Source organism: Luteibacter sp. ME-Dv--P-043b (assembly GCF_030209605.1).
Taxonomy (GTDB): domain Bacteria; phylum Pseudomonadota; class Gammaproteobacteria; order Xanthomonadales; family Rhodanobacteraceae; genus Luteibacter.
On sequence record NZ_JARVRT010000016.1, the window covers coordinates 199,567 to 222,661 of the forward strand.

A 23,095-nucleotide genomic window follows, 5' to 3' on the forward strand; every position below is an offset into this window, starting at 1 on the left:
CGTCCATGTAAACGGTAGCAACTGCATGACAGTGGCCGCCGTCACGGTCTTGGTCAGCGATCCCCGTTAGCCAGACCATCCGGGCCTCTGGAAAAGCGCTCCGCCGCCCCCATTCTGGCGTCCAGGAGTCACCATGAACACTTCCAAGCTGTTTTCCAACCTGCTTCTGGCCCTCGTCACGGTCATCCTCGTGAGTGGCTGCCGACACCCTGCCGCCGAAGGCGCCGTGCCGCCAGGCGCCCGCGCGGGCGCGGTGGTTCGACGGGCGCAAACGCCCGCGCCCACACCCATGCCGAAAGCGAAGATCGAGGTCATGTCCGCACAAGAGCTTGCCCAGGCCTTTGCAGACGATCGCACTGCATCCACCGTTCGGTTCGCACACCGTACCGTCGAGGTAACCGGCGAGGTGGGCAATCTCGAGGCCGGCGGCGATGGTACGCCCGTAGTCACCCTCAAAGGCGGCAAGGGTTCGACGAATCCACGATTCGTCCTCGATGCCGATGCCTGGCCGGACGTCTCCACCCTCAAGACCGGCGCGACGGTGAGACTGTCATGCCGGGATGGGTCCGAGAGCGCCGGTCAGGTGACCTTGAAGGCGTGCGCGCTGCTGTAGGGCCAGACAAACACGACGACGGCCCGATCCGCGTGGGCAGACCGGGCCGTCGGGTCGCAGTGACACACTTACTGCTTGAGCGGAACCGTCTCGAAACCACCGCCCTGCGGCGCGGCGTTCTGGGCCGGCTGCGATGCCGGCGGAGCAGCGCCTCGCACCGGAGCCGCGCCACGGGCACCGCAGGTGTACGCACCCCAGTCCTGCGAGCCACCGTTGGGCTCACCGAGGGGCTTGATGGTGTCCGCACCCATCTTCGCGGCCTCGTTACGCGCGAGCACTTCAAGTTCGTCGCGGACCTTCAGGTCGTCGCGATCGATGGGGCCGACGCGGCTCTGCACGGACACCGTGACCTTGCCCTGGTCGCGGCAGCTGGACACATCGCCGTTCCAGGCCGTGCGGACGTTGCGCGCGCTGTCGTCGAGCTTGATGCCCCACGAGCACGCTGAGAGGGCGAGCGGGACGAGGAGAACGAGGACCTTGCGCATGGATTGAGCTCCGGAAAAACGTTGGGGGGACATGCTAGCCAAATGCCGCGAAGGGCGCGATCTGAATCGACCGCGCCCTTCGCTGGGGATTACCTTGCCGTGGTCGCGGGCGGCGCCTTGGCCTTGCCCGCGCGTCCGGACACCGGCGCTGCGATGTCCTTCGCCGGCTGGCCGTCGGCATCGATCACATGCACTTCGCCGAGGTTGAGCGCGCGCACCGGGGCCTCGATCTTGCGCAGGTCGCCGACGATGACCCAGGTCAGGGCGTCGGGACGGATGACGGCGGCGAGCGCGGCCTCGGCCTTGGCACGGTCGACCCCTTCGATACGCGACTTCAACGTCTGCACGTAGTCGTCCGGGCGGCCGTAGATGAGGATGCCACTGATGGCGCCCAGCACGGAGGACGTGGTCTCGAAGCTACCGGGCAACGCGCGGATGCGCTGCGCCTGGATGTTGCCGATTTCATCGGCGGTGAGCGGTTTCGGGCCGATGACGGCCTTGGCCTCCTTGAGAATTTCGGCCGCCGATTCGGCCGTCTTGTCGGTCTGCACCGGCGCGTAGAACAGCAGCGGGCGCTGCCCCTGCGCATCGGAGAGCATGCTGCCCGCACCGTACGCCCAGCGCTTTTCCTCGCGCAGGTTCATGTTGAGGCGCGAGGTGAACGTGCCGCCGAAGGCACCGTTGGCGATGCCCAGGGCCAGAGCGTCGGGCGCACGGGTGGAGGGTGCCAGCAGGCCGGCCAGGATCAACGACTGCGGGGCGTCCGTGCGATTGACCAGGAAGACGCGCGGCTTCGGCTGGGCCGCCACCTGCCCGATATTCCGCGCCGGCACGGCCGTGGCCGGGGCCTGCCAGTCACCGAAGACCGCATCGAGCCGAGGCAGGATGTCCGCGAGCGTGGTGTCGCCGGCCACCACGATGCGCACGTTGTCCGGCCGCAGGTAGTCGCGCTGGAAGGTGGCGAGGTCCGCGGCGGTGAGCGAGGCGATGGCTTTTTCGGTACCGCTGCCCGTGAACGGGATGCCGTAGGCATGGTTGGCGCCGTAGAGCAGCGGCGGCAACGTGCGCAGCGCGAGGCCGGTGGGTTCGGTTTTTTCCTGCGCGATGCCGGCCATCCACTGGCCACGTACGCGCTCGATGTCGTCCGCCTTGAACGCAGGGTTGCGCGTGATGTCGGCGAACAGCGCGAGCGAGGGCGTGAGGTCGCTGTTGAGCGCGTTCAGGCCGACGCTGCAGGTATCCAGCGAGCAACTGGACGAGACGATGGCACCCAGGCGCTCCTTGCGCCGTGCCACTTCCACCGAGTCGAGCGAGCGCGTGCTTTCTTCCAGCAGCGCGGAGGTGAAGCTGGCGGTGCCCAGCTTGCGGCCCTGGTCGGCTGCGTAGCCCGCGTTGAACAGGAGCAGCACCTGGGTCACCGGCACCGTGTGGCGCTCGGCCAGCACCACCTCGATGCCGTTCTTCAGCTTGCCCCGCTGGAGCGTGGGGAAGGACAGGTCGGGGAAGGTGTCCACCGACGGCACGCCCTTGCTGCGATCGACCTGGGACGCGCCGGCGGCGTAGGACCGCGCCGGCGGGGTGACGGCGGTGGGGCGGCCAGGCGCGGTGCCCAGGCCGGTCACCGCCTTGTCCTCGGCGGCCGGGTCGAAGCCCGGTGGCGCCGGCAGGACGGTGAGGGTGTAGTCGCCCTGGGTAAGCCACTTCTTCGACGAGGCCAGCACCGAGGCGGTCGTGGCGTTCTGCGCCCGCTCCAGGTCCTTCTTGTAGGCCTCCGGATCGTTACGGTAGACCTGTCCCTCGGCGAGGATTACGGCCTTGCCGCCCGAGCCGCCCACTTTCTCCAGGCCGCGGATGAATCCCGCGCGGTTGGCGACCTTGGCACGCGCCAGCTCGTCGGCCGTGGGGCCGGTGGCGAGGTAATCCTTCCATACGGATGCCACGGCCGCTTCGACCTTCGCGGGGTCCACCCCGGCCTTGACGTCGACGGTGAGCTGCACCTGGCTGGCGAGGGCGAAGGGCGAGATGCCGAGGCTGACATCGTCGGCGAGCTTGTCCTGATAGACGAGACGCTGGTAGAGCCGCGATGTCTTGCCGCCGCCGAGGACCGTAGTGGCGAGATCGAGCTGCACGGCATCGTCCGTGCCCAGCTGGGGCACGATCCACGTCCGCACGATGCGCGCCTGCGCGACCTGGTCGTGCTGGATACCGCGCGTGGAGGCCTGCAGCGGAGTGATCCACGGCTGCTGCCGGGGCACCGGCAGCCCTGCGGGGATGTCGCCGAAGTACTTCTCGGCCTTCGCCTTGGCCTGGGCCACGGTGATATCGCCCGCCAATACCAGCGTGGTGTTGGCCGCCCCGTAGTAGTCGTGGAACCACTGCTTGACGTCGGCCAGCGAGGCCGCGTCCAGGTCGGCCATCGAACCGATGGTGTCGTGGTGATACGGGTGATTGGCCGGGTAGGTATTGACGAGGACGTTCTCGTCCACGCGGCCGTAGGGCTGGTTCTCGCCCTGGCGCTTCTCGTTCTGCACCACCCCGCGCTGGGTGTCGAGCTCCTTCTGGCCGATGGCGCCGAGCAGGTGGCCCATCCGGTCGGACTCCATCCACAGCGCCATATCGAGGGCGGTGGTGGGCACGGTCTCGAAGTAATTGGTGCGGTCGAACCACGTGGTGCCGTTCATGTCGGTGGCGCCGGCGCGCTCGAACGGCTGGAAATAGGTGCCCTTGCGGTTTTCCGAGCCCGAGAACATCAGGTGCTCGAACAGGTGGGCGAAGCCGGTCTTGCCGGCCGGCTCGTCGCCTGAGCCCACGTGGTACCAGATGCTGACCGCGACCACGGGCGCCTTGTGGTCTTCATGCACGACGACGGTGAGGCCGTTCGGCAACTGGAAGCGCGTGTATGCGATGTCCGGAATCGTGTCGGGCGCGGACGACGCCGCAGCGGCGGCCCCGACGAAGGAGATCAGCCCGGCGGCAAGCAGGGCGAGGCGGTTCTTCATGCACGACTCCAGAGGGCCCTCGTGGCCCGGATGCACGGAGGCTAGCCCGGTCGCTCCGTCGGGCGCAATCGGTGGTGTCCGATCGTCCGCAGGTTGTCCGGTCGCGGGTGGTCGGTGTCCGCGGACAAGCGACCTGTCGGAAGCCACATGACAAACCTCATACGAATCAACTCATTGCCGACACTCAAAGGCTGGCACGGCACTTGCGTTACTAGTCATGCCCCGCCGGGCGGCTTCCTGCCCCGGCTACTCGAAGGAACGCGACATGAAATACGAACTGATGATGCTCAACGGCCTGCTGGTCACCTCGATGTTCCTCTGCGGGTTCACGCTCTTCCAGATGGTCTGATCACCCTACTGTTTCTGTCGGAGATACACCCATGCAACACGAACTTCTCATCCTGCGCAGCCTGCTCGTCGCTTCCATGCTCGTCTGCGGCCTGATCGTCGGCAACATGCTCACCTACACGGGTGCGCCGATCCAGCTGGCCGCCGTCGGGCAGGCCACGATCGCCCCAGCCGTCACCTGCGATGCGACGATCGCGCATGCCACCTGCGCGTCGCCGGCCGCATAATGGGGGCATGCCCCACGTCATCCTCTTCCGACCCGAAATACCGCCCAACACGGGCAACGTGATTCGCCTCTGCGCCAATACAGGCGCGGGGCTGCACCTGGTACGGCCGCTCGGCTTCGAACTCGACGACGCCCGCCTGCGTCGCGCTGGCCTGGACTACCACGAATTCGCACGGGTGGCGGTGCACGACACCCTGGACGCCTGCCTCGAAGCCCTCGGCCGACCGCGTGTATTCGCGTTCTCCACGCGCGGGCAGCAGCTCCATACCGAGGTGACCTTCGCCGAAGGCGATGCCCTGCTGTTCGGTTGCGAGACGGCCGGCCTGCCCGACGACGTACTGGACGCCCTTCCCGCCGGGCAGCGCGTGCGCCTGCCCATGCGTCCGGGCAACCGCAGCCTCAACCTCTCCAACGCCGTGGCGGTCGCCGTGTTCGAGGCGTGGCGCCAGGCCGGTTTCGACGGCGCGGCCTGACCCGCGCAAGCTACAATCGGGACATGACTCCCGAACGTCCCCCGGCCGACGCCGATCCTCGTCGCTTCCTGCCCCGACCGCTACGTGTGCTGGCCGGCCGTGCCATGGAGGCCGCGATCAACCGCGCGGTCGACCTCGATCCCGACACCCGTGCCCGACTCGACGCGCTCGACGGCCGCAGCGTGCAGGTGCACCTCGCCGGGCCCGAACTGGGCATCCGCATCACCGTGGAGAAGGGCCGCCTGCGCGTGGGGCCGCCCGAGGAAGGCGGCAGCCTGCGCGTCGCCGCTTCGCCGGGTAGCCTGCTGGCCATGGCGCTGCGCCGCGACGACGATGGCGTGGCGCCCGGGAAGGTGGACATCGCGGGCGACGCCGAGCTGGCGCGACGCCTGGAGCGCCTGGCCCGGCAGTACGCACCGGACGTTGAGGAAGCTTTCGCGAAGACCTTCGGCGACCGGCTGGGCGTTCCGCTGGCCACCGCCCTGCGCGAGGGCCTGGCCCATGCGCGCGAGTCCGTCTCGCACCTCACCGAGGACACCGCCGACTGGCTGCGCGAGGAAGGCCGCGTAGCCGTGGCCCCGGGCGAAATGGATACCTTCCTCGACGGTGTGGATGCCGTCCGCGAACGCACGGAACGCGCCGAGGCCCGGCTTGCCCGCCTCGCCCGGACCCTCGGGGGGTCGCGCGCATGACGCCTTTCCGCCTTGCCCCGCGCCTGTTCCGCGTGGTCGCCGTGCTGTTGAAATACCAGCTGGACGAAGTGATCGAAGGCGCCCGCCTTTATCGTCCACTCAAGCTGCTGACCCCGTTGCTGCCCGGTCCGGCGGTAGACACCCGCGGCCTGTCGCGCGGCGTACGCCTCCGGCTGGCGCTGACCGAGCTGGGTCCGATCTTCGTCAAGGCCGGCCAGGTCCTGTCCACGCGGCGCGACCTGGTGCCGCCGGACATCGCGGACGACCTCGCGCTGCTCCAGGACCAGGTGCCGCCCTTCCCCGGTGCGGAAGCGCGGGCCATCGTCGAGCGTGAGTTGCGTGCGCCGGTGGCTACGCTGTTCGCCGCCTTCGACGAAACCGCCCTCGCCTCCGCATCCATCGCCCAGGTGCATGCGGCGACGCTGCACGACGGCCGGGAAGTGGTGCTGAAGGTGCTGCGTCCCGGTATCGACCGCCGCATCGCGCGCGACATCGACCTTCTGCGTTCCCTGGGCGAGCTGGCCCAGCGATGGCATCCCGCGGCCGACAAGATCCGCCCGATGGAGGTGGTGGCCGAGGTCGAGAAGATGCTCGAGAACGAGCTGGACCTGCAGCGCGAAGGCGCCAGCGCCAGCCTGCTCCGGCGCAATTTCGCCAGCGGCGTCGATCTCTACGTGCCGGAGGTCCACTGGGATTTCAGCACGCAGGGCGTGCTGACGCTCGAGCGGGTGCGTGGTGTCAGCGCCGACGACATCGTGGCGATCGACGCCGCCGGCCTCGATCGCAAGGCGCTCGCCGCCAAAGGCGTGCGCCTGTTCTACGAACAGGTGTTCCGCGACAACTTCTTCCATGCCGACGCGCACCCGGGCAACATCTGGGTGGACACCACGCGTGTGGACGAGCCGCGCTTCATCGCGCTGGACTTCGGCATCATGGGCTCCCTCCCGGAAGCCGACCAGTACTGGCTCGCCGAGAACTTCATCGCGCTGTTCGAGCGCGACTACGCCCGTATCGCGCAGTTGCACGTCGCCGCCGGCTGGATGCCCTCCCATGTTCGCGTCGACGAGCTGGAAGCCGCCGTGCGCACGGTGTGCGAGCCCTACTTCACCCGCCCGCTGTCGCAGATCTCCATCGCCGACCTGGTGGTGAAGCTGTTCCGCACCGCGCAGCGTTTCGAGCTCACGCTGCAGCCGCAGTTGATCCTGCTGCAGAAAACACTGCTCAACATCGAAGGCGTGGGTCGCCTGCTCGACCCGGACATCGACATCTGGGCGGTGGCGCACCCCGTGTTGCGCCGCATCCTGCGCGAGCGTTACAGCGTGCGTGCCACGCTGCGCGACGTGCGTCGGCGCCTGCCCGACTGGATCCGCACCGCGCCGCGCGCGCCGGAACTCCTGCGCGACGCCTTGCTCCAGGTCGCCAGTGGGCAGCGTCGTGACGTCGCCGACCCGCTGGCCCTCGCGGTGGCACGCGACGACGCACGGCGCCTGCGCCGCCTGATCGCCTGCGGCCTGCTGGGCGCCACGCTGCTGATCTGCGGCGCACTGGTCGGCACGCTGGCGCCGCGCGGCGTGTGGCCCGGCATCGCCGCCGCGGCGGTCGGTGTGCTGGTGTTCGTCGTGGGCTGGCCACGACGGGTTCGCTGAGCGACGTGCTGGATATCCTCTACCAGGACGACGACATCGTCGCCGTCAACAAGCCGGCCAACCTTGCCGTGCACCGGTCCACCTTCGTCGGGCCGGACGATGCGTTCCTGATCGACCTGCTCCGCGAACAGGTGGACGGCCGCCTGCACCTGGCGCACCGGCTGGATCGCGCCACCTCGGGCGTGCTGCTGGTAGCGCGATCCTCCGAAGTGGCCGCGCAACTGGGCGAGCAGTTCATGGGCCGCAGCGTGCGCAAGCGATACCTCGCCGTGGTGCGTGGCTGGCCCGATCCCGAGGAAGGCACCATCGATTATCCGTTGCCGGGGTCGCGCGATACCGGGCCGCGGCGCGAAGCGAGCACCGAGTATCGCCGGCTGGCCACGACCGAGGTGGCCATTCCCCTCGGACGATATGAAGCGCAACGCTATGCGCTGATGCTCGCGGAGCCGCGCACCGGCAGGTTCCGGCAGATCCGCAAGCATTTCGCGCACATCCATCACCCGCTGGTCGGCGACAGCCAGCACGGGCGTGGCGACCACAACCGGCTGTTCCGGCAGCACTTCGCCTCGCATCGCCTGCTGCTGCACGCCGCCTCGCTGGCCTTCGTGCACCCCACGGCGGTACGACCCATGTGCATCGAGGCACCCCTGGACGACACCTGGCATCGCCTGATCGCGCGCTTCGGCTGGCAGGACGCCTACACCTGGCCTGCCGCGGTGCACGAAGGGATTGGATCGGACGGCTGCTAGAATCCGCAGCCACCATGCTCATCGTCACGTCATCCATCGCCATTCCCGACGCCGAACTGATCGAGCGCTTCACGCGCGCCGACGGCCCGGGAGGCCAGCACGTCAACCGGACGGAAAGCGCGGTCGAACTCCGCTTCGATATCGCGTCATCGCCGTCGTTGCCCGATGCGGTGCGCGAGCGGCTGCTGGCGCGGGGCGACCGGCGCATCACGGATGCCGGCGTGCTCGTAATCCAGGCGCGCCGGTTCCGTGAGCAGGCACGCAACCGCGACGACGCGCGGGACCGCCTGGCGGAGATCGTGAGGGCGGCCACCGTGGTCGCGAAGAAACGTGTGGCGACTCGCCCTACACGTGCCTCGAAGGAGCGCCGGCTGGCGGGCAAGACCCAGCGCAGCCAGACGAAGAAGGGCCGTTCGAAAGACTGGAGCCACGATTGAGCCTGCGCCCCGTGGACGGCATCCCCGTTCTGGGGCCCCATGTCCCCACGTTGCCGGTGTCCCGCTGGATGCGTTTCTGCCGCTGGGTGATCGCGCGCATTGGCTGGCGCGTGGTCGGTGAGTTTCCCGACCTGCCGAAGCTGATCGTCATCGGCGCGCCGCATTCGTCGTACTGGGACGGCGTCTGGGGCCTGCTGATCAAATCGGCCATGGGGCTGGATGTCGGTGTGATGATCAAGCGCGAGGTGCTCAACGGCCCCTTCGGACCGATCGTGCGTCGCCTCGGCATGATTCCGATCGACCGCTCCGCGGCCGCCAACGTGGTCGACCAGATCGTCGGGCGATTCGCCACCCACGACACGATGTGGGTGGCGATCGCGCCGGAAGGCACGCGCAAACCGGTGGCACAGTGGAAGTCCGGTTTCCTGCGCATTGCCCACGCGAGTGGCGTGCCCATCCAGCCCGTTTTTATCGACTATCCGAGCCGGAGCTTCACGCTTGGTCCGCTGGTGCATGCCACGGGGGACATGGAGGCGGACATGACGAGTATTCGCCGCCTGTTCGTGGGTTATCGCGGGAAGCACCGCGGGGCCTGAGGTCAGCCCAGACCGCGCGAATGACGCACGGTGTACTCCGTGGGCCGCGGAAAATAGTTTTTAACGACGATGCGATAGCTTCCGGGGCCGAGGCGAGGAATATGCAGGGCGGTAATGCCGTCCGGAACGTTAGAGGCTCGTCGATAGGGCATTCCGTCGGTGAACACGCCATTGCTCGTAAGACACACGACTGCCTTTCCTGCCTACAGCAGAGCCGCACTGCCCGACCTGATAACGATAGACGGGCCTGCATTTTTCTCGGCAACGCAATGACACGCTCAAGAAAGCGAATTTTCGACAGCGGACCCATGAGAACGAACAGCGCGGTCAGGACACCTGCAAAGTTCAGTGCCGGCTGGCGGCTTGAGCGGGTACGAAGCAACGAATTGGGCTACCAGGACACACCCATCGAAGGTGGCGTGGCCGCCGATGTCGCGAGAACCCTTCCGGTGGCACTCAAGCGTCAGCTAGCCGCCGTCAACATGCGTTCGATCAATCCGGTCGAGCTGAGTCGCCTTTCGGGAAGGCTTCACCACATGGGCTATTTATCTCATGACGCGTGGTCGCAGCTCGGCGAATTTCAGGTCGACTACCGGTCTCCCATCGACCCTACCGCACTCACCAAAGAGGCGCTCAAGACCATACGCGGCGTGGACGATGCGAAATACGCGCTCGCCATCCGCCAATACGAAGCGGGGATCGCTGCGGCGCAAAGCCTCACGGAACTCACAGATTATCTAAGAAATCACCTGGTCGATCTTTACGCCTGATCACCGACCGGAGTGCCCCGATTCGTCGTAATCCCGGTGCGTCAGCAGGCCCGGCCGAATGAGATCGATGAAGGCGCGAGCCTCGGGGCTGAGGAACTTGCCCTTGCGCATCACCACGCCATAACTGCGCTGCGGGAAATACTGGCGAAGGTTGCGCACGGCGAGCGTTTCGCGATCCGCCTCGGTGATGCATATGCCGGTGACGATCGAGATACCGAGTCCCATCGCCACGTACTGCTTGATCACATCCCAGCCGCCCACCTCGATCGCCACCGTGTAAGGCACGTGGCGCTGCTGGAACACCATGTCGACCAACCGGAAGGTGGTCAGGCGCTGCGGCGGCAGGATCAGGCCGTAGGGTGAGAGGTCTTCCAGTCGGATGTCCTGCTTCGCTGCCAGCGGGTGGTCCGGCGGCATGATCAGCATGGGGTCGTAGTGGTACACGGGCGCCCAGGCGATGTCGTTGGGCACGTCCAGCATCGAGCCGATGGCGATATCCGCCTCGTCCGCCCGTAGCAGGGCCAGGCCGTCCTTACCAGTGACGTTGGCCAGTTGGAGATGCACCGAGGGGTAGCGTTCGCGGTAGGCCTTGACCAGCTCGGGCAGCAGGTACTGGATGGTGGACGATCCTGCGGCCACGGTCAGCTTGCCGCTGTGGGTGGTGCGCGTCTTGGCCTGGAACTCGCGATCGAGGTTCTCGAAGCCCTCCACGAGCGGCCGGGCCATGGCGTAGAGCGCTTCCCCCGCGTCGGTGAGGGTGACGCGGCGACGGGTGCGCTCCAGCAAGGGCATGCCGAGTTCGCGCTCCAGCGCCTTGAGCTGGAGGCTCACCGAGGGCTGCGACAGGAACAGGGCCTCGGCGGCGCGACTCAGCGTTCCCAGGCGAATCGTATAGACGAAAGCACGCAGCTGCTTGAGTCGGTTGCCCTTGTAGTAGAAGCGCGCAGGCGTATCGATCCCTGGGGAAGAGGCTGCCTCCAGAGCGCTGCCCTTCCTTTTCTTAGACCGTACCGGCAGTTTCTTAGTCATATTTTATCTTTCAAACCATGAGCTTAAACTTCTCATTAACTTTGTTAATAGATGTATTTGAAACATATGCTTTGTCAACATCGTATCCGCAGGACTAGCGTGGCTTCCACCCCCGCTATCCCGAGGCACGACCCATGGCTGTTCCCGAAAGCGCGATCGATAGCCGAGGCGGCATACGGTTCGACCCTGCCGCGAATGCCTACGACGACATCCTGACCCCGGAAGCCGCCGCCTTCGTCGCCGACCTGCACCGGCGCTTCGACGGCAGGCGACTGGCCCTGCTGGCCGAGCGCAGCGCACGGCAGCAGCGCTACGACGCCGGCGAGCTGCCCGATTTCCGGTCGGACACGGTCGCCATTCGCGAAGGGGACTGGCGCATCGGGGCCATTCCGGCGGTGCTGCAGGATCGCCGGATGGAGATCACCGGCCCGGTGGAACGGAAGATGATCATCAACGCGCTCAATTCCGGCGCGAAGGTGTTCATGGCGGACTTCGAGGATTCGAGCGCGCCCACCTGGACCAACCAGATGGATGGCCAGCGCAACCTGCGTGACGCGGTGGACGGCAGCATCGCGTTCACCAGCGCCGACGGCAAGGTGTACCGCGTGGGCAACGATCCCGCCGTGCTGATGGTCAGGCCGCGCGGCTGGCACCTGCCCGAACGCCATGCCGAGGTCGATGGCGATGTGGTCAGCGGCACGCTGGTGGATTTCGGGCTGTTCGCGTTCCACAACGCCCGAACACTGCATGAGAGCGACCGCGGCCCGTATTTCTACCTGCCCAAGCTGCAAAGCATGGAGGAAGCCGCGCTGTGGGAATCGGTGATGGCCCACGCCGAGGATCGCCTCGGGCTCCCGCATGGCGCCATGAAGGCCACCGTGCTGATCGAGACGCTACCCGCCGCCTTCCAGATGGACGAAATCCTGCATGCCTTGCGCAGCCGCATCGTCGGACTGAACTGCGGCCGCTGGGACTACATTTTTTCTTACCTGAAGACCTTCCGCGCGCATGCCGACCGCCTGCTGCCGGACCGTGGCCAGGTGACCATGACCGTGCCGTTCCTGAAGGCCTATTCGGAGTTGCTGATCCGCACCTGCCACAGGCGTGGCGCCTTCGCGATGGGCGGCATGGCCGCGCAGATTCCGATCCGGGGTGACGACGACGCCAACGAAGCCGCCATGGCCAAGGTGCGCGCCGACAAGCTTCGCGAGGTGACCGCCGGCCACGACGGCACCTGGGTCGCGCATCCGGCGCTCGTGCCGGTGGCGCAGGCGATCTTCGATGCGCACATGCCCACGCCGAACCAGCTGCATGTCTCCCGCGATGATGTCTCGGTGTCGAGGGAACAGCTGATCGCACCCGCGATCGGCACCGTGACACGCACGGGTTTCGACAACAACGTGGAAGTGTGCCTGCACTATACCGCGGCATGGCTGGACGGCCAGGGTTGCGTGCCCATCCATCACCTCATGGAAGACGCCGCCACGGCGGAAATTGCCCGGGCGCAGTTGTGGCAGTGGCTGCATCACGGCCCGCTGGCCTTCAGCGACGATGCGCACATCGACTTCGCCCTGTTCGATCACGCGCTGGCCGCGCACGCCCATCGCCTGCGCGACAGCACGCTGCCCGGTGCCTCGCGTGCCGACGATGCGGCGGCACTCATAAGCGCACTCACCCATGCCGACACGTTGCGCGACTTCCTCACACTGCCCGCCTACGACCACCTTGCCTGACCGAACTCCAAGGAATCCGAACGATGAAGACGCACAACGCCGAGCACATCACCCTGGACTGGACGGACAACGATCGCTGGCAGGGTATTCAACGGCCCTACACCGCCGACGACGTGGTGAAGCTGCGCGGCACGATCCAGGTGGAACACACGCTGGCGCGCCACGGCGCCGAACGTCTCTGGCGCGCGCTCCACGAGCGGCCTTATGTCAACGCGCTGGGCGCGCTCACGGGCAACCAGGCCATGCAACAGGTCAAGGCCGGCTTGCAGGCGATCTACCTGTCAGGCTGGCAGGTCGCGGCCGATGCCAACACGGCTGGCGCGATGTATCCGGACCAGTCGCTGTATCCAGTGGACTCGGTGCCCAACGTGGTGCGCAAGATCAACAAGACCCTGTTACGCGCGGACCAGATCCACCACGCGGAAGGCAGGCACGGCATCGACTGGCTGGTGCCGATCGTGGCGGATGCCGAGGCGGGTTTCGGCGGCGTGCTCAACGCCTATGAGCTGATGACCCATATGATCGAAGCCGGCGCGGCCGGTGTGCACTTCGAGGACCAGCTGGCCAGCGCCAAGAAGTGCGGCCACATGGGTGGCAAGGTGCTGGTGCCGACACAGGAGGCCGTACAGAAACTGATCGCCGCACGACTGGCCGCGGATGTGGCCGGCGTGCCCACGCTGATCGTGGCGCGCACCGATGCGATGGGTGCCGCGCTGGTCACGTCGGACGTGGACGACCACGACAAGCCGTTCCTGACCGGCAAGCGCACGGTGGAGGGATTCTACGAAGCCAGGCAGGGCCTCGACCAGGCGATCAGCCGTGGGCTCGCGTATGCGCCCTATGCCGACTTGCTCTGGTGCGAGACCTCCACGCCGGACATGGACGAGGCGCGGCGCTTTGCCGAAGCCATCCACGCGAAGTTCCCCGGCAAGAAGCTGGCCTATAACTGCTCGCCCAGCTTCAACTGGAAGAAGAACCTCGACGAGGACACCATCGCCACCTTCCAGCAGAAGCTGGGGGAGCTGGGCTATGCGTTCCAGTTCATCACCCTGGCCGGCTTCCATGCGCTCAACCACTCGATGTTCCAGCTGGCGCGCGGCTATCGCGATCGCCAGATGGCCGCCTACGTCGAACTGCAGGAAGCAGAGTTCGCGGCCGAGAAGGACGGCTATACGGCTGCCCGCCATCAGCGGGAAGTGGGCACCGGTTACTTCGACACGGTCAACCAGGTGATCGCGGGATCGCTCAGCTCATTGTCGGCGCTGAGTGGGTCCACCGAGGAACACCAGTTTCATCCGGCGTCGGCCTCGGCGGCCTGAGGAATGAGGGGGCGCGCAGCAACGGGTCAGCGCGGCGGCGGCACCAACGCGATCACCGTCCAGCCGGGGCGAGGCTCAAGCGAGTGCTTGCCGGACGCGATCCGCAGGTCACCCTTTTCTTCCACGCCGAACAGCGGCACGGTACGCGAGCCGTATTCCTCGATGAAGTGCGGCCAGTCGAAGGTCTCGGTCAGCCGTGTGGATTTGATCCGCCACCCCTCGTGCAGCAGCTCGGCGAACCGCGCATGGGTCATGTCCTCGGCAAACAGCGCCGTGGCGACCAGGCTGCCGGCGAGGGAGGCGCGGCCATGGCTTTCTTCGATCGACAGGTTGCGCAAGCGGAACACCTTGTCGCGGCCGAATTCCTCGCGGTAATGCACGCTGGCCAGCGAATTGAGCTCGCGATGCGTCGACACCGCCAGCAGGTGGCCGATGCCCGCCAGGTCGAGGTTGCGGTCCGCCGCCTGCGACGAAGGGTTACCGAAGAAGGTGGAGAGGCCGGCCATGCGCGCCGTGCGGATGCCATTCCAGTCGTCGTCGGCCACGACCACGCGCAAGCCCTCGTTGGCCGCGAGCGCACGCGCGATCTCCAGCGCCACGATGTCGGACCCGTAGATGAGCACGCCGCGCGGCTCCGGCTCAGCGACCTTCAGCCAGCGCGCCAGCGGACGGGCCGTGGCGCTCTGGAACACCACCGTGCCGATGATCATGAGGAAGACCAGCGGCACCATCTTGTCCGCACCGGCCATCCCTGCCTTCTCCAGGCGAATGGCGAACAGAGCCGACACCGACGCCGCGACGATGCCCCGCGGCGCCACCCAGGCGATCAGCGCCCGTTCGCGCCACGACAATCCGCTGCCCAGGCTGGCCAGGAACACCGAGAACGGCCGGATGAAAAGCTGCGCGACGAAGAAGATCAGCACGCCACCCAGCAGCGCGCCGTCGGGCAGCGGCCAGTCGAGTCGCGCCGCCAGCAGGATGAACAGCATCGAGACCAGCAGCGTGGTCAGGTGCTCCTTGAAATCCATGATGTCGTCGATGTGCACATCACGCATGTTGCCCAACGCGATGCCCATGATCGTCACCGCCAGCAGGCCCGATTCGTGCGCGAACGTGTTGGACAGGGTGAATGCCGCGAGTACGGCAGCCAGTGTGCCGAAGTTCTGCAGGTACTCGGGTATCCAGTGGCGCCGCAGCAACGTGCCATGGATCAGCGCCGACAAGCCACCCACGATCGCGCCGCACGCGATGGTGCCGAGGAAGACCTGGATGGAGTGGCCCTCGCGGTGCGACACGATCGCCTCGTACACCAGCACGGCGAACAGCGCGCCGATCGGGTCGATGACGATGCCCTCCCACCGCAGGATGTTGGCGATGCGCGCATTGGGCCTTACCGTGCGCAGCATGGGCGCGATGACGGTCGGCCCGGTGACGCAGGTGAGCGCGCCGAACAGTAGCGCCAGCTCCCAGCTGAGCCCGCCGATCCAGTGCGCCGCCGCAGCCAGCAGCAGCAGGGCGATAACCGCGCCGTAGGTGACCAGACCGCGGACGGCGTTCCCGATGCCCTTCAATTCACTAAAGCGCAGGGTAAGGCTGCCCTCAAAGAGGATCACGGCCACCGCCAGCGACACCACGGGGAAGAGAAGGTCGCCCATGACTTTGTCCGGCTTGAGCAATCCAGTCACGGGTCCGGCCAAGATGCCGGCCAGGAGCAGAAAGAGGATCGCCGGCAGGCGCACCCGCCAGGCCACCCACTGGCAAAGGAAGCCGATGCCAAGCATCAATGTCAGCAGGATGCCGAGTTCGAGTCCCATGTGATTCCCTGTGCCTTGGAAAGAAAAAACGGCCAACGCCGAAGGCGGGCCGTTAAAGAAGAGCATAGGGAATCGTTGGTGAAGATAAAGGCCGGGCCCCGGTGCTGGAGCGGGGGGAGGGAGGGGTTCCAGCACCGGAGCGGGGCAAGCAGTTCATTAGAGAACCGCCTGGTACAGAATTATCCGCGCGGTCGCGGCATTCGTCAACTGGTCAGTACATGAAATAAGTTTAAGGTGGTGCAGCCTACATGCCCGGTGCAACGGCCGGCTGGCGGACCGCTTGCTGTTCGGTCTGCTCTTGCGGAGCGGCAAGCCCCGGCGCCTGGCCTTGCCTCGCATTCGCCTCCTCGAATGCCTGTGTGCTCCGGGCAAGCGGGGTATTGACTGCCTGCGCTGTCTCCACCTCCGCAACACGCCTGAAAGGCGAGTTCAGCTCGCCCTGGATGGCCCATGCGCGGGTGCCATCCTCACTCAGAACCACCTGGTCGATACGACTCAAGCCTTCCGCCTGACCCTTCGCGACGAGCGAGCCGGCAAAGTTCGCACTTTGCTGGTCGGGGGTGCGCCCGTGTGCTTCATCGACGCGATGGACCGACGCCAGGGCCTGCGTATACATCGCGTTGCCGGCGTGGCCGGGTTGGTCCATGGTGGCGGCCTGCATGTCGTTGCCCGCTACCGTGCTGCGTAGCACGCTGGCCGCGCCCAAGGCGCCCAGGGTGTCCTTGCCTGCAACGCCGTCGGCTGACAGAGCGTGATCGCGCTGGAACGCTTCGACGGCATGGCGCGTTGCCGGCCCGAAGTCGCCATCCGCATGCAGTGGGCGGCCCTGGGCGTCCTTGTAGCCTAGCGTGCTCAACGCAGTTTGCATGGCACGGACGTCGGCGTCATCGTGCATGCCCTCGCGCAGGGTAGCGTCCCGTACGGTCCCTGCCGATGACGGACCAGGGGCGGCAGGCGCACCGGGTAGCGGCTGACTCTGGCCGGTGCCGAGGTGCATAGCCGTCAATGCGTTTTCAAGCCGCGTTTCGCGATTGGCCACCGAGGTAGGATGGTCCACACCATAGCGCGTCGCGTTGATGAACGTCTGGATGTCTTCGCGCGTGATCGTGTCGCCATGCAGTTGCACTGTTCCGCCTGGAAGCGTTACCGGGTTGCCTTCCAGGTATGCGAGCATCGAATTCTTCGGCGCCGCTGCGTTGTCTATGCCGCTGATGGTGAACTGGTTGTCGTAGTCGGCAAGGGCCAGCTGCAACGCCGGGTCGGCCGCAATGGCGTTACCCACGGCGGGGTTCTTCTGCTGGACTCGATCGACGACATCGCTGACGCGACTGGCGGCCACATCGAGCTGCGAGTTGGTGAATGCATCGAGCCTTGCCTGCGGAATCGCCTGGAGCTGGGCGTTCAGGCCGGAAAGCTCCTGCTGGCTGAGCCCACCATGCTGCGACAGGGCCTGAATCTGCTGCTGCGAAAACCCGTTTTCGCGCAGGAAATCCTGGACGCCACCGTGGTCGGTGCGTACATCAAACTGCAGCATGCCAAACGAATAAGAACTCTTGTCGCCGCCTGCATAGCTGAAGGTATTGAGTGCCGACGCGTTATTGCCGTTCTCAGTGGAGAACAGCATGGTGCGCAGCTGGTCGGTGGTCATGTCCGTCATGATCGTAACTCCTGATGCTCGATGAATCGGTGGATGGAACGGGTTCGTCAGCCTCCGAAACACTGACTGTTGGTAAACTCACGCAAGGCTGTTGCTGAGTCGTCGGTCGACGGTTCCAGAGCAAAGTGGCCGACCATCTCGTCATTGCAGATGCGCACACGCTGGCGCGCGGAACCGGTCTGCAGCGTACAGAGGGCACCATAACTGTGATTGCCACCGGACGTACCGCTGGGCAGGTCGATAAGCCTGTCGCACCCGAGGATCCGACCGGGCTTCTTGTTCTCCGCCAACGACTTGTTGAACGCATCCACGCGAGCCCCCGTATCGCGCATCGTGATGACGCTGCGGCACGATTTCCCCTCGGGAATGTCGCACTTCGATGTATCGGCGATGTACTTGTCGTTCGTGGACAGCATGGCGATACGAGCCTCGTAGGCACGCGTGAGGCATGTGCCATCCGTGCATACGTCGCGCACGTACCGATTCCAGTGACGCTGTTCGGTGACGAGCGTTGGCTTGCTCGAAGGCGCGGCGGCGGCCATCGCGTCCTTATAGGCTTGCTGAAGCCGTGTATCGAGGCTGGACAAGACGCTGTCGGCACAAATCGTCTTCTCGGTCGGTGTGCTGGCCTTCGCGCAGTCGAAACTGGCGGCAAAGCACGTCGGTGAGACCATGACCAGGGTGGCGAGGGCAAGCCAGTGAATGCGACGCATGTTTTCTCCTTGGAGCATCAGATACGACGGCTCATGCCGACGGGCAAGCAAGCGGCGGAGCATACCTGCTTGCGTCGTGGGAATAAGCGAAACCAGCCATGGATAAGACATGGCTGTCTGCCTGATCGACTTTTTCAAAACCGCCGGTAATGCAGCGCCTCAGCCAGATGCGACTGCTCCACACACCCCGCCCCGCCCTCCATATCGGCGATGGTCCGCGCCACGCGCAGAATCCGGTGGTACGCCCGCGCCGACGCACCCATCGTGTCCAGGGTTTCCTGCAGCCATTCCCGCTCCGCCGATGGCAGGGCGCAGTCGCGCTCCAGGTTGACCACGCTCAATTCCGCGTTGGCCTGCCCGGCGCGCAGAAGCGCTTTCTCGCGGGCGTTGATCACGCGCGCACGCACGGTGGCGCTGTCGTCGTCTCGTGGACCACGCATGGCCGCGAACTCGGCAATGGGCACGCGGGGTACTTCCACGCAGAGGTCGATGCGATCCATCAACGGACCGGAGATGCGCCCGCGATACCGATGGATCTGGTCGGGCGTGCAACGGCAGGCATGCAGCGGATCGCCGGAGTATCCGCAGGGGCACGGGTTCATGGCGGCGACGAGCTGGAACTCGGCGGGGAACGTGGACTGGCGTGCCGCCCGCGAGATGACGATCTGTCCGGACTCCAGCGGCTCGCGCAGCACCTCCAGCACCTGCCGGCTGAATTCGGGCAGCTCGTCCAGGAACAGCACGCCGTTGTGTGCCAGCGAGATCTCACCCGGCCGCGGGCTGGAGCCGCCGCCGACCAGGGCAACGCCCGAGGCGGTGTGGTGCGGTGCCCGGAAAGGCCGCCGGCGCCAGCAGGCCGGATCGATGGCTTCGCCGGACAACGAGCGTATGGCGCAGCTTTCCAGCGCCTCCGATTCGGTCATGGGCGGCAGGATGCCCGGCAGCCGTTCGGCCAACATGGTCTTGCCCGTGCCCGGCGGACCGATGAGCAGGATGTGGTGGCCGCCAGCCGCGGCGATCTCCAGCGCCCGGCGTGCCTGGTACTGGCCCCGGAGGTCGCGCATATCCGGGCCGCAGGCGGGCTGGTCGTGGAAATCCGCGGCCGCCGGACTGACAAGCTCCGCCTGGCCACGCAACCACGCACAGACCTCGGCAAGGCTGCCCGCCAGCAGTACGTCGCCCTCGCCGATGAGAGCCGCTTCGGCGGCATTGGCCAGCGGCACCACGATGCGACGACCGCTGCGCCGGGCCCGGATCAGCGCCGGCAGGATGCCCGGGACGGCTCGCAACTCGCCGGAGAGCGCCAGCTCGCCCAGGAATTCGCAGTCGTCCAGGCGTTCCCGCGGCACCTGCGAGCCCGCGGCGAGGATACCCAGCGCGATGGCCAGGTCGAACCGGCCGCCGTCCTTGGGCAGTTCGGCGGGCGCCAGGTTCACGGTGACCCGGCGACTGGGGTACTCGAAATCGGTGTTCTGGATGGCCACGCGGACGCGATCGCGCGCTTCCCGTACGGCGGCCTCGGGAAGCCCGACGATGGAGGTGGACGGCAGCCCGCCGGAGAGGTGCACCTCGACGATGACCTGTGGCGCGGTGACGCCTTCCTGCGCGCGCGATAAGGTGACGGCGAGGCTCATGACAAGGGATATCGTAACCGGTTACGCAAACCGGTGGGAGGCGAACGTCTGCGATCCTGTAGGGATCCGGCGCTCATTAGCCTCTCCTTGTGCCCGGCGTGGGAAAAATAACCGCCCCCGACCGCTCTCGGGGTGAGGGTGACGGATCAGGGGCGGTCCCGGGCCTTACGGCCTTCCTGGCTGGCCGTGCTGCGCTACGCTGACTTCCAGGTCGGCGAGGCGCTTTTCCAGAGCGTCGAGCTTTTCTCGCGTACGAGCCAGCACCTGGCTCTGCACATCGAATTCTTCACGAGTAACGAGATCGAGGCGGCGTAGTCCCTGCGCCAGAATATCTTTGAAGTTGGCGTGCATATCCTCACGCGCTTGCGCCAACCCTGGCGGAACCAACGATGCCAACCGCTGTGCGAGTTGATCGATACCCTGCACATCCATCTTGCGCACCCCGATGTCGTGGAAAGAAGTTTAGGTGATTCATTTGTAGGCGCTATAGGCCTACGCCTACACGGCGTGTAGGGTTTCCCCTACAAAATGCCTCGGGCAGACGATAACCGATCGCGGATGGCACAATGACCGCCTGCGCGCCGGTAGCCGGACGTGCCCTTCAGGAGTGTTACATGAAGCTGGTCGTCGCCATCATCAAGCCGTTCAAGCTGGACGACGTCCGCGAGGCCCTCGCCGAGGTCGGTGTCCAGGGCGTCACGGTGACGGAGGTCAAGGGTTTCGGCCGGCAGAAGGGCCATACCGAGCTCTACCGGGGTGCCGAGTACGTGGTCGACTTCCTGCCCAAGATCAAGCTGGAGGTGGCCGTGGCCGACGACCAGATCGAGCGCGTGGTCGAGGCGATCCAGGCCGCGGCCCGCACGGGCAAGATCGGCGACGGCAAGATCTTCGTCAGCCAGCTCGACCAGGTGGTGCGTATCCGCACCGGCGAACTGGACAACGACGCCCTCTGACGGCGTCGTTGACGATCAGACGGCGGGAGCCAGCCGCTTGAAGCGGCGGTGGTGCAGCAGGATGCCGGCGTAGTACGCCGCGTAGTAGCCCAGGGTCAGTCCTACCACCAGCATGGTCAGCGGGCTGTTCCCCGGCGGCGGCGTGTGGGCCGCCATCGGCACCGCGCCCTCCACGACCGGGGCCAGCACCAGGAAACGCCAGGCCATGCGGCCCACCAGCAAGGCGGTCAATGCGGCACCGATCCAGGGATTGGGGACGTAGAAGTCGCCGCCGTCCGGCGTGGATTCGAACCGGGTCAGCCGCAGCCCGATCAGGGCCAGGGCGCTGCCCAGCACGATGCCGCCCAACGCCCCCTCCCCCAGCCGGATATCCTGCAGGCCCGAAAGCATCGCGAAGCAGGCGACCAGGGCGAAAATGACCACGCGGGCGGTCATGCGCTTCGTCCGGATGGGCTGCCGCCCGAAGCTGCCACGAACCCGGCGGTAGACGGCGAAGGCCATTAACGGGGCGACGATGAACGGGATAGCGGCGGGAGCAAGCATGGGATGGCCTCGGCAGGGGTGGACTGTGGGCTCACCTTACGACCGGGGCCGGCCCCACGGCAGGGCCGGATGTGAGGGTTTCGAGGTGACGTATGTCAGGTAAGGGGCGACTTACTTCGCCTTGCCCTGGTTGGCCACCGCGGCCATCCGGGCTTCGATGTCGGCCTGGTCGCCCAGGTAGTAGTGCTTCACGGCCTTCAGATCGGCATCGAACTCGTACACCAGCGGAATGCCGTTGGGGATGTTGAGCTCGGCGATATCGTCGTCGGAGATGCCGTCGAAGTACTTCACCAGAGCGCGCATGGAATTGCCGTGGGCGGCCATGAGGACGTTCCGGCCCTCCCTGATCGCCGGGGCCAGCACCTCGTGCCAGTACGGCAGCACGCGGGCCACGGTGTCCTTCAGGCACTCGGTCAGCGGCACGTCGATGCCCTCGTAGCGGGCATCGTCGGCAAAGGCCATGGCGCCGGCCTCGAGCGCCGGGGGCGGCGTGTCGTAGCTGCGGCGCCAGACATGGACCTGGTCGTTGCCGTACTTCGCCGCCGTCTCGGCCTTGTTGAGGCCGGTCAGCGCACCGTAGTGACGCTCGTTGAGGCGCCAGTCGGTAACCACCGGAATCCACATCAGGTCCATCGCGTCCTGCGCATGCCACAGGGTGCGCACGGCGCGCTTGAGATAGGACGTGTGCGCCACGTCGAAGGTGAAGCCGGCTTCCTTCAGGAGGCGACCCGCCTCGCGGGCCTCGGCCACGCCCTGCTCGCTCAGGTCGACATCGGCCCAGCCGCTGAAGCGGTTTTCGAGGTTCCAGGCCGACTGGCCGTGGCGGATCATGACAAGCTTGTACATGGCATCCAACGTCGGGAAGAAAAATCCGATGGTGGAACCTCGCCCGCGAGGCGTCAACTTCGACACGCGTGGGGCATCCCTGTCGGAAGTCACGCTAAACCTTACGACGCCCGCGCGCATCTCAGGTGTCCTAGTCCACTGCCGGAGTGCCGCACCATGCGTCGTACCCTTCTTTCCCTCCTCATCGCCTTTTCCGTGGCGGGCGCAGGCGCCGCGATGGCCGCCGACGACATCAGCAAGATCAATGGCACCGCCTCGGTCGACGCCGGGCAGACCGCTGGCGACGTGCACACGGTGAACGGCTCGGTGAAGATCGGCGCGCGCGCCACCGTGGAAAAGGCCAGCACGGTCAACGGCTCGATCGACCTCGCCGAGGGCGCCACGGCGACGGAGGTCAGCACGGTCAACGGTTCCGTGTCATTGCATCCGCAAACCCGCGTCAGCGAGGATCTGCACACCGTGAACGGCCGGGTCCAGCTGGAGCGCGGCGCGGACGTCAAGGGCAAACTGTCCAACGTCAACGGCGAGATCTCCCTCGACGGCGCGCATGTCGGCGGCGGCATCGAGACCGTCAATGCGGATATCACGCTGGACGGCGGCGCGAAGGTCGAAGGCGGGATCCTGGTGAAGAAGCCGAGGATGGGCTGGCACAGCAGCAACGACAAGATCCCGACGATCGTGATCGGGCCCCATGCCGTGGTCCAGGGTCCGCTGACCTTCGAGCACGAGGTCAACCTTTATGTCAGTGCCTCGGCCAAGGTCGGCAAGATCGAGGGCGCGACGCCGCAATCGTTCTCGGGCAGCGCGCCGTAACCCGAAC

At 66.4% G+C, this 23,095-nt stretch carries 24 protein-coding genes; 14 read left to right on the forward strand and 10 right to left on the reverse strand.

The window, feature by feature from the left end; translation table 11 throughout:
- Nucleotides 1-133 precede the first annotated feature (133 nt).
- Entirely contained in the window at nt 134-613 is a 480-nt protein-coding gene (locus QRN34_RS10475) for a hypothetical protein (protein ID WP_285404290.1), read from the forward strand.
- 68 nt (nt 614-681) lie between these two features.
- Here QRN34_RS10475 and QRN34_RS10480 read toward each other — a convergent pair whose 3' ends face one another.
- A complete protein-coding gene (locus QRN34_RS10480; RefSeq protein ID WP_285404292.1) occupies nt 682-1,098 on the reverse strand; it encodes a DUF4156 domain-containing protein in 417 nt (138 codons plus the stop codon).
- Nucleotides 1,099-1,187: 89 nt separating this feature from the next.
- Nucleotides 1,188-4,097 (reverse strand): pitrilysin family protein, encoded by a 2,910-nt coding sequence (locus QRN34_RS10485; RefSeq protein WP_285404294.1) that lies wholly within the window; start codon nt 4,095-4,097, stop codon nt 1,188-1,190.
- Nucleotides 4,098-4,314: 217 nt separating this feature from the next.
- Between QRN34_RS10485 and QRN34_RS10490 the strand changes: the two genes are divergently transcribed.
- The 9 genes from QRN34_RS10490 to QRN34_RS10530 all read left to right on the forward strand — a co-directional run bounded on the left by QRN34_RS10490 (nt 4,315) and on the right by QRN34_RS10530 (nt 10,034).
- Nucleotides 4,315-4,446: a hypothetical protein gene (locus tag QRN34_RS10490; protein WP_285404298.1), complete on the forward strand. Its 132-nt coding sequence runs from the start codon at nt 4,315-4,317 to the stop codon at nt 4,444-4,446.
- A gap of 31 nt (nt 4,447-4,477) precedes the next feature.
- Nucleotides 4,478-4,672, forward strand: a complete 195-nt coding sequence (locus QRN34_RS10495) for a hypothetical protein (protein WP_285404300.1) — start codon at nt 4,478-4,480, stop codon at nt 4,670-4,672.
- A gap of 7 nt (nt 4,673-4,679) precedes the next feature.
- Entirely contained in the window at nt 4,680-5,144 is a 465-nt protein-coding gene (locus QRN34_RS10500) for a tRNA (cytidine(34)-2'-O)-methyltransferase (protein ID WP_285404301.1), read from the forward strand.
- A gap of 23 nt (nt 5,145-5,167) precedes the next feature.
- Entirely contained in the window at nt 5,168-5,836 is a 669-nt protein-coding gene (locus QRN34_RS10505) for an SCP2 sterol-binding domain-containing protein (RefSeq protein WP_285404303.1), read from the forward strand.
- Nucleotides 5,833-7,482, forward strand: a complete 1,650-nt coding sequence (gene ubiB, locus QRN34_RS10510; protein ID WP_285404305.1) for a ubiquinone biosynthesis regulatory protein kinase UbiB — start codon at nt 5,833-5,835, stop codon at nt 7,480-7,482. The genes QRN34_RS10505 and ubiB overlap by 4 nt, the downstream gene beginning before the upstream one ends.
- 5 nt (nt 7,483-7,487) lie before the next feature.
- On the forward strand, nt 7,488-8,231 hold the full coding sequence (locus QRN34_RS10515) for a pseudouridine synthase (RefSeq protein ID WP_285404307.1): 744 nt from the start codon (nt 7,488-7,490) through the stop codon (nt 8,229-8,231).
- A 14-nt stretch (nt 8,232-8,245) separates the two neighbouring features.
- Nucleotides 8,246-8,668 (forward strand): alternative ribosome rescue aminoacyl-tRNA hydrolase ArfB, encoded by a 423-nt coding sequence (gene arfB / locus QRN34_RS10520; protein WP_036138296.1) that lies wholly within the window; start codon nt 8,246-8,248, stop codon nt 8,666-8,668.
- The gene (locus QRN34_RS10525) at nt 8,665-9,264 is read left to right on the forward strand and encodes a 1-acyl-sn-glycerol-3-phosphate acyltransferase (RefSeq protein ID WP_285404310.1); all 600 of its coding nucleotides are present in this window, start codon (nt 8,665-8,667) and stop codon (nt 9,262-9,264) included. The genes arfB and QRN34_RS10525 overlap by 4 nt, the downstream gene beginning before the upstream one ends.
- A gap of 308 nt (nt 9,265-9,572) precedes the next feature.
- The gene (locus QRN34_RS10530; protein WP_285404312.1) at nt 9,573-10,034 is read left to right on the forward strand and encodes a hypothetical protein; all 462 of its coding nucleotides are present in this window, start codon (nt 9,573-9,575) and stop codon (nt 10,032-10,034) included.
- Here QRN34_RS10530 and QRN34_RS10535 read toward each other — a convergent pair whose 3' ends face one another.
- On the reverse strand, nt 10,035-11,063 hold the full coding sequence (locus QRN34_RS10535) for a LysR family transcriptional regulator (protein WP_285404314.1): 1,029 nt from the start codon (nt 11,061-11,063) through the stop codon (nt 10,035-10,037). It abuts the gene before it with no gap.
- Nucleotides 11,064-11,197: 134 nt separating this feature from the next.
- Between QRN34_RS10535 and aceB the strand changes: the two genes are divergently transcribed.
- Nucleotides 11,198-12,796: a malate synthase A gene (aceB, locus tag QRN34_RS10540; protein WP_285404317.1), complete on the forward strand. Its 1,599-nt coding sequence runs from the start codon at nt 11,198-11,200 to the stop codon at nt 12,794-12,796.
- Nucleotides 12,797-12,819: 23 nt separating this feature from the next.
- Entirely contained in the window at nt 12,820-14,115 is a 1,296-nt protein-coding gene (gene aceA, locus QRN34_RS10545) for an isocitrate lyase (protein WP_285404320.1), read from the forward strand.
- A gap of 26 nt (nt 14,116-14,141) precedes the next feature.
- Here the strand turns inward: aceA and QRN34_RS10550 are convergent, their stop codons facing one another.
- From QRN34_RS10550 to QRN34_RS10570, 5 genes are all read right to left on the reverse strand, one after another.
- Nucleotides 14,142-15,929 (reverse strand): sodium:proton antiporter, encoded by a 1,788-nt coding sequence (locus tag QRN34_RS10550; RefSeq protein WP_285404321.1) that lies wholly within the window; start codon nt 15,927-15,929, stop codon nt 14,142-14,144.
- Nucleotides 15,930-16,173: 244 nt separating this feature from the next.
- Nucleotides 16,174-17,586, reverse strand: coding sequence for a peptidoglycan-binding protein (locus tag QRN34_RS10555; RefSeq protein ID WP_285404322.1), 1,413 nt, complete (start codon nt 17,584-17,586; stop codon nt 16,174-16,176).
- 47 nt (nt 17,587-17,633) lie between these two features.
- Nucleotides 17,634-18,299 carry a lysozyme inhibitor LprI family protein gene (locus QRN34_RS10560; RefSeq protein WP_285404323.1) on the reverse strand — a complete coding sequence of 222 codons (666 nt, stop codon included), beginning with the start codon at nt 18,297-18,299 and terminating at the stop codon, nt 17,634-17,636.
- A gap of 134 nt (nt 18,300-18,433) precedes the next feature.
- Nucleotides 18,434-19,933: a YifB family Mg chelatase-like AAA ATPase gene (locus QRN34_RS10565; RefSeq protein WP_285404325.1), complete on the reverse strand. Its 1,500-nt coding sequence runs from the start codon at nt 19,931-19,933 to the stop codon at nt 18,434-18,436.
- Nucleotides 19,934-20,098: 165 nt separating this feature from the next.
- On the reverse strand, nt 20,099-20,365 hold the full coding sequence (locus QRN34_RS10570) for an accessory factor UbiK family protein (protein ID WP_081916803.1): 267 nt from the start codon (nt 20,363-20,365) through the stop codon (nt 20,099-20,101).
- Nucleotides 20,366-20,547: 182 nt separating this feature from the next.
- Here QRN34_RS10570 and glnK point away from each other — a divergent pair, with 182 nt between their 5' ends.
- Nucleotides 20,548-20,886 (forward strand): P-II family nitrogen regulator, encoded by a 339-nt coding sequence (gene glnK / locus QRN34_RS10575; RefSeq protein ID WP_036138319.1) that lies wholly within the window; start codon nt 20,548-20,550, stop codon nt 20,884-20,886.
- A 15-nt stretch (nt 20,887-20,901) separates the two neighbouring features.
- Here glnK and QRN34_RS10580 read toward each other — a convergent pair whose 3' ends face one another.
- Nucleotides 20,902-21,429, reverse strand: coding sequence for a DUF1453 domain-containing protein (locus QRN34_RS10580; protein ID WP_285404327.1), 528 nt, complete (start codon nt 21,427-21,429; stop codon nt 20,902-20,904).
- Nucleotides 21,430-21,540: 111 nt separating this feature from the next.
- Nucleotides 21,541-22,275 carry a 2,3-diphosphoglycerate-dependent phosphoglycerate mutase gene (gene gpmA, locus QRN34_RS10585; RefSeq protein WP_036138325.1) on the reverse strand — a complete coding sequence of 245 codons (735 nt, stop codon included), beginning with the start codon at nt 22,273-22,275 and terminating at the stop codon, nt 21,541-21,543.
- A gap of 156 nt (nt 22,276-22,431) precedes the next feature.
- On the opposite strand from gpmA, the gene QRN34_RS10590 reads away from it, so the two are divergent.
- Nucleotides 22,432-23,088, forward strand: a complete 657-nt coding sequence (locus tag QRN34_RS10590; RefSeq protein ID WP_285404328.1) for a hypothetical protein — start codon at nt 22,432-22,434, stop codon at nt 23,086-23,088.
- The last annotated feature ends 7 nt before the right edge of the window (nt 23,089-23,095 follow it).